At 72.8% G+C, this 6,030-nt stretch carries 5 protein-coding genes, 1 pseudogene and 1 riboswitch; of the genes and pseudogenes, 4 read left to right on the top strand and 2 right to left on the bottom strand.

Going from position 1 to position 6,030, the window contains the following annotated elements; all coding sequences use genetic code 11:
- Positions 1–95 precede the first annotated feature (95 nt).
- Positions 96–263, bottom strand: a riboswitch (cyclic di-AMP (ydaO/yuaA leader).
- 186 nt (positions 264–449) lie between these two features.
- Positions 450–2,279 carry a glycoside hydrolase family 3 protein gene (locus tag ACWEVO_RS27645; protein ID WP_452310420.1) on the bottom strand — a complete coding sequence of 610 codons (1,830 nt, stop codon included), beginning with the start codon at positions 2,277–2,279 and terminating at the stop codon, positions 450–452.
- Between the two features lie 167 nt (positions 2,280–2,446).
- Here ACWEVO_RS27645 and ACWEVO_RS27640 point away from each other — a divergent pair, with 167 nt between their 5' ends.
- From ACWEVO_RS27640 to ACWEVO_RS27625, 4 genes are all read left to right on the top strand, one after another.
- Complete coding sequence (locus tag ACWEVO_RS27640) at positions 2,447–4,015, top strand: LLM class flavin-dependent oxidoreductase (RefSeq protein ID WP_452310419.1); 1,569 nt, start codon at positions 2,447–2,449, stop codon at positions 4,013–4,015.
- A 48-nt stretch (positions 4,016–4,063) separates the two neighbouring features.
- The gene (locus tag ACWEVO_RS27635) at positions 4,064–4,540 is read left to right on the top strand and encodes a winged helix-turn-helix transcriptional regulator (protein WP_452310418.1); all 477 of its coding nucleotides are present in this window, start codon (positions 4,064–4,066) and stop codon (positions 4,538–4,540) included.
- A 36-nt stretch (positions 4,541–4,576) separates the two neighbouring features.
- On the top strand, positions 4,577–5,275 hold the full coding sequence (locus ACWEVO_RS27630; RefSeq protein ID WP_452310417.1) for an SDR family oxidoreductase: 699 nt from the start codon (positions 4,577–4,579) through the stop codon (positions 5,273–5,275).
- An 88-nt stretch (positions 5,276–5,363) separates the two neighbouring features.
- Positions 5,364–5,723, top strand: a complete 360-nt coding sequence (locus tag ACWEVO_RS27625) for a hypothetical protein (RefSeq protein WP_452310416.1) — start codon at positions 5,364–5,366, stop codon at positions 5,721–5,723.
- A 6-nt stretch (positions 5,724–5,729) separates the two neighbouring features.
- Here the strand turns inward: ACWEVO_RS27625 and ACWEVO_RS27620 are convergent.
- Positions 5,730–5,903: pseudogene (locus ACWEVO_RS27620) on the bottom strand (helix-turn-helix domain-containing protein); the annotation flags it as partial.
- Between the last annotated feature and the right edge of the window lie 127 nt (positions 5,904–6,030).

Below are 6,030 nucleotides of genomic sequence, written 5' to 3'. Positions count from 1 at the left end.
GGCGCCGGTGGCGGCGCCGACGACGAGCGCCCCGACGGCGAGGCGACGCTGCGTGGTCCGTCGGTGACGAGCGACGTATTCACTTGCCATGGTGGTTTTCCTCCACGCCGACGAGGTGAGCTGTCGGGTTCGGGCCGAGGAGCCCGGCCGCCGTGGCGGCTTCACCCCGAGGTGTCGAGCACCGAGGAACTTGTGGGTCCCCCGCTCCCGCCGTGAGGTCCAGGTACCGCCGGGCCGGTGGCGGGATTAGGCGTTACCGGCCCGTGGTGTCCGCGATCGCGAACGGATACGACGTTAGGAACGGTTTCGGGTGATCGCCCACTTCTTGTGAAGTTCTTCACCCGGCCGAGCGACGCCGCGATCGCACGAGTTGCGCGCGGAACCGGCGTGTCGTACACGCGGGCTCATCACCCACAGTGACCGTCCACGCCGGCTCCGTGCGCGTCCCTTCAGTACGTCAGGCCGTAGCCCTGCGGGAAGAGCGGCAGCTGCCCGTCCCCGGCGTTGATGGGCTGCTGGCTGACCGAGTTCATCCAGGTCATCGGCAGTTTGCCGGTGGGCGCGTACCCCCCGAAGAGGACGTCGGCGACACCCGCGCCCTCGGTGCCGGGCAGCCAGGAGGCCAGCAGCGCGTCCCACGTGGGCAGTTCGGCCGAGATGTCCATCGGCCGGCCGGAGACCAGCACCACGATCACCGGTACGCCCGCATTGCGCAGCGTCGAGATGGTGCGCAGGTCCTCGCGGTCCAGGCTCATGCTGCCGGTACGGTCGCCCTGACCCTCGGCGTACGGCGTCTCGCCGACCACCGCGATGGCGGCCCGGTAGCTGCTGTTGATGCCGGTGCCGCGCTGGTTGTAGGTGACCGTGGTGGTCGGGCCGACGGCCGCGCGGATGCCCTGGAGGATGGTGGTGCCGGGGGTGATGTTGCCGGAGGACCCCTGCCAGGAGATGGTCCATCCGCCACTCTGGTTGCCGATGTTGTCGGCGTTCTTGCCGGCCACGAAGATCTTGTTGTTGTCCCGGGCCAGCGGCAGCACCCCGCCGTTGTTCTTCAGCAGCACCTGGGACTGGCGCACGGCCTGTCGGGCGAGGGCCCGGTGCGCCGCGTTGCCGACCGTCGCGGTCCAGCTCCGATCGGTGTACGGGCGCTCGAAGAGCCCGAGTTCGAACTTCTTGGTGAGGATGCGCCGGTTGGCGTCGTCGATCCGGCTCATCGGCACGTGCCCGTTCTGCACCTCCGCGCGGAGGGTGCTGATGAAGGTCTTCCAGGCGGTGGGCACCATCACCATGTCGATGCCGGCGTTGATGGCGGTGCTCACCTCGGCGGCGGTGAAGCCGGCGCTGCCGTCGATCTGGTCGATGCCGTTCCAGTCCGAGACGACGAAGCCGGAGAAGCCGAGCTCTCCCTTGAGGACAGTGCTGATCAGGTACTGGTGGCCGTGCAGTTTCACGCCGTTCCAACTGCTGTAGGAGATCATCACCGCGCCCACCCCGCGCTGCACGGCGGCCTGGAACGGCGGCAGGTGGATGGCCCGCAGGTCGGCCTCGCTGAGCTCGGTGTTCCCCTGGTCGACGCCGCCGGTGGTGCCGCCGTCGCCGACGTAGTGCTTGGCGGTGGCGAGCACCGAGGTGGGCCCACCGAGGCTGCTGCCCTGCAGGCCGGTGACCAGGGTGGACAGGCTGGAGGGCAGGTCCGGGGTCTCGCCGAAGGACTCGTAGGTGCGGCCCCACCGGTCGTTGCGGGCGACGCAGAGACAGGGGGCGAAGTCCCAGTCGACGCCGGTGCCGCTGATCTCCTCGGCCACGGCCTGGCCGATCTGCTGCACCAGGGCCGGATCGCGGGTGGCGCCGAGCCCGATGTTGTGCGGGAAGATGGTCGCCCCGTACACGTTGTTGTGGCCGTGCACGGCGTCCACCCCGTAGATCATCGGGATGCCGAGCGGGGTGGCGAGGGCGGCGCGCTGGAAGCCGTCGTACATGTCGGCCCAGGAGGTGGCGGTGTTCGGCGAGGGCGCGGAGCCGCCGCCGGAGAGGATCGAGCCGAGGCGGTAGGTGGTCAGGTCGCTCGCGCTCACCGAACCCCGTTCGGCCTGAGTCATCTGGCCGATCTTCTCGTCCAGGGTCATCCGGGAGAGCAGGTCGGCGACGCGGGTGGCGACGGGCAGCGTCGGGTCCTGGTACGGCAGGCCGGCGGCGGTGGCCGGGGCCGGCGCGGCCAGGGCGGTGAGTGCGACGAGGAGCAGCACGAGCGGGAGGGGACGGTGGCGGTGACGGATCACGGGTCGCTCCTTCCGGAGGAACGCTGAAGCCGGTGACCGGACCCTACGCCCGCAGGGATCGACTGTGAACAATCCTTGCCGGTTCCGGAACCACCGGGCGGGACGGCCCCGGGGCGGACTACCGTGGCGGAGGTTCGCGCAAGATCGGACGAGGTGGCGAGACGGACATGACCGACCACGGACACGAGCTGCTCTTCGGCGGCTTCCTCACCCCCACCGCCGGGCGACCGGAGCAGGTGGTGGCCCGGGCCAAGCTCTGCGAGCAGGCCGGGCTCGACCTGGTCACCTTCCAGGACCACCCGTACCAGCCGGGGTTCCTGGACACCTGGACGCTGATGTCGTTCGTGGCCGCGGCCACCAGCCGGATCCGGCTGGCCGGCAACGTGCTGAACCTGCCGCTGCGCCAGCCCGTCGTCCTCGCCCGCAGCGTGGCGAGCCTCGACCTGCTCACCGGCGGCCGGGTCGAGCTGGGCCTGGGCGCCGGCGCGTTCTGGGAGGCGATCGAGGCGGCCGGCGGGCGACGGCTCTCCCCCGGCCAGGCGGTGGACGCGCTGGCCGAGGCGATCCGGGTGATCCGCGAGGTGTGGGACACCGACCGGCGCGGCATGGTCCGGGTCGAGGGCGAGCACTACCGGGTGGTCGGCGCGAAGCGCGGGCCCGCTCCGGCACACCCGGTGGAGATCTGGGTCGGCGCGTACAAGCCGCGGATGCTGCGCCTGGTCGGGCGGGCGGCGGACGGCTGGCTGCCGTCGCTGGCGTACCTGCCGAAGGGCCCGGCGGAGCTGCCCGCGCTCAACGCGCTGGTCGACGAGGGCGCACAGGCCGCCGGCCGGGACCCCGCGGCGGTGCGGCGGCTGCTCAACGTCAACGGCACGTTCGCCCGCTCCTCCGGCGGCTTCCTGGACGGCCCGCCCGAGCAGTGGGTGGAGGAGCTGGCCGGGCTCGCCCTGGACCACGGCATCTCCACGTTCATCCTGGGCAGCGACGAGCCCCGCGCCGTCCAACTGTTCGGCCAGGAGATCGCGCCCGCGGTGCGCGAGCTGGTGGCGGCCGAACGCACCACGCCCGGCAGCCGGGCCCGCGCCGTGCAGGAGGAGCGGGCGGCGGTCCAGGCCGGCGGGTCCACCGGCCTCGCGGTCACCCCCACCCCCGATCCCGGGGTACGCCTCAGCGCCCGCCGGCTCTGGGACGAGTCCACCCGGCCGACGCCCCCGCCCGCGCCGGCCGGGCACGTCTACACCCCGCACGGGCAGGCCGCCGGGCAGCACCTGGTGGACGTGCACGACCACCTGCGGCAGGAGCTGCACCAGGTACGTGACCTGCTGGAACAGGTCCGACGCGGCACGGTGTCCCCGGGGGCGGCGCGGGCCGCGCTGCACGAGATGACCATGCGGCAGAACAACTGGACGCTGGGGGCGTACTGCGCCGCGTACTGCACGGTGGTGGCGCAGCACCACGGGCTGGAGGACAACTCGATCTTCCCGCATCTGCGCCGCTCCGACGGCGGGCTGGGGCCGGTGCTGGACCGGCTGGCGGAGGAGCACGTGGTGATCCACGAGGTGGTCGAGGGTGTCGACCGGGCCCTGGTGAACCTGATCCGGCAACCGGGCGACTTCACCGAACTCCAGGAGGCGGTGGACCTGCTCACCGACACCCTGCTGTCGCACCTGTCGTGGGAGGAGCGGGTGATCGTGGAGCCGCTGGCCCGGTACGGCTTCTACGCCGGCCAGGTGTGACGCACCTGGCTTTGGTTTTCCTAAGTCAGGCCGGGTAGCGTCATCGGCATGACGTACCTCCTCGCCCAGCGCGACACCTGGTCGACCGCCAACTGCTCGATCGCCCGGGCGCTCGACGTGGTCGGCAACCGCACCACGCTGCTCCTGCTGCGCGAGGCGTCCTTCGGCACCCGCCGGTTCGACGACTTCGCCCGCCGGGCCGGGGTCAGCGAGCCGGTGGCCGCCGCCCGGCTCAAGCAACTCGTCGCCGACGGGCTGCTGGAGCGGCGACCCTACCGCCAACCCGGACAGCGCACCCGGGACGAGTACCAGCTCACCCCCAAGGGCCGCGACCTGCTGCCGGTGCTCGCCGCCCTGCGCCAGTGGGGCGACGCGTACGCCGTCGACGAGCCGTCGGTGCGGGTCACGCACCACGACTGCGGCGCGCCGGTGCAGGTGGCGCTGCGCTGCGCCGCCGGGCACGACGTGCCGCCCGGCGAGGTGGACGCGCTGCCCGGCCCGGGCCTGCTGCCGGCCACGACCTGACCCACCCGCGCTTTGCCACCTCCTCAGGAGCGAGACATGAAGATCGCTGGACGTACGGCCCTGGTCACCGGGGCGAACCGCGGTTTCGGCCGGCACCTGGCCGCCGAACTGCTGGCCCGGGGCGCCACCGTCTACGCGGGCGCCCGCAACCCGGACACCGTCGAGCTGCCCGGGGTCACCCCGGTCCGGCTGGACCTCAACGACCCGGAGTCCGTACGCGCCGCCGCCGAGCGGGCCGGCGACGTCACCCTGCTGGTCAACAACGCCGGAGTGAGCACCGGGGCGGACCTGCTCGACGGCGACCTGGCGCAGATCCGGCTGGAGCTGGAGACGCACTACCTCGGCACGCTGTCGGTGGTGCGCGCGGTCGCGCCCCGGATCGCGGCCAACGGCGGCGGAACCATCCTGAACATCCTCTCCGCCCTGTCCTGGATCACGTTCCCGCAGACCGGCGCGTACGGCGCGGCCAAGGCGGCCGAGTGGTCGATGACCAACGCGCTGCGCGCCCAACTCGCCGACCGGGGCGTGCGGGTCGCCGGCCTGCACGTCGGGTACATGGACACGGACATGACGGCCGGGGTGACCGGGCCGAAGTCCGACCCGGCGGAGATCGCCCGGATCGCCGTCGACGGCATCGAGGCCGACTCGTACGAGATCGTCGCCGACGAGACCTCCCGGCGGGTCCTCGCCGGGCTCTCCGGCGGGGTCGCCGCCCTCTACCCGAATCTGCCCTAACCCTCCCGGCCGAGCTGAGGAGGCGCCCCGTCGCGCGGTACGGGGCCGCCTCCTTGCCCGCCGGCCCGTCCGCGGGGACAGTGGCGGCATGCGACAGGGGTACGCCCACCAGGCCGTGCTCGGCATGACGCCGGATGCCGACGACCGGGCACCCGGGGCGGCCGTCACCGTGGCCCTGTGCGGCGACTGGGAGCACGCGCCGCCCTGCCCGGTCGCGCCCCACCACACCCGGGCCGAACGGGTCGGCGGCGAGGTACGCCTGCGCATCCTCTTCGCCACCGAACCGCACCGGGAGCGGAGCGTCCGGCGGGACATCGACGGTGCGTTGGCGCGCGGCGAACTGACCGGACCCGACGGCGCGACGACCCGCTGGCGGCTGCTGGACAGCCGGCCGGCCGAGCCGTCCGCCCAGGAGGCGGAGCACCTCCAGCGCCTGCTGCGCGGATAGGCGTGGTCAGGGGCTCGCCAGGTCCAGGCCGGCCAGTTCGGCGCGGGACACCACGCCGAGCTTCGGGTACGCCTTGTACAGGTGGTAGCCGACGGTGCGGGCGGACAGGAACAGCCGGGTGGCGATGTCCTTGTTGGACAGGCCGGCGGCCGCGAGCGTGACGATCTGCAACTCCTGCGGGGTGAGCCGGGCGGCGGGGCCGGTGGGGCGCCCCGGTGTCGGCGGAGACCGGCACCACCGTCCTGCTCGTCACCCACTCCATCGCCGAGGCGGTCTACCTGGCCAACCGGGTGATCGTCATGACCCC

Source organism: Micromonospora sp. NPDC003776 (genome assembly GCF_053605645.1).
Note: the sequence above shows the minus strand (reverse complement) of the source record. Positions and strands in the feature narration are given on the sequence as shown.

Coding starts and splice junctions, on each gene's coding strand:
- ACWEVO_RS27635 (WP_452310418.1), top strand. CDS start 4,064: ATGACGTACCTCCTCGCCCAGCGCGACACCTGGTCGACCGCCAACTGC.
- ACWEVO_RS27625 (WP_452310416.1), top strand. CDS start 5,364: ATGCGACAGGGGTACGCCCACCAGGCCGTGCTCGGCATGACGCCGGAT.
- ACWEVO_RS27640 (WP_452310419.1), top strand. CDS start 2,447: ATGACCGACCACGGACACGAGCTGCTCTTCGGCGGCTTCCTCACCCCC.
- ACWEVO_RS27630 (WP_452310417.1), top strand. CDS start 4,577: ATGAAGATCGCTGGACGTACGGCCCTGGTCACCGGGGCGAACCGCGGT.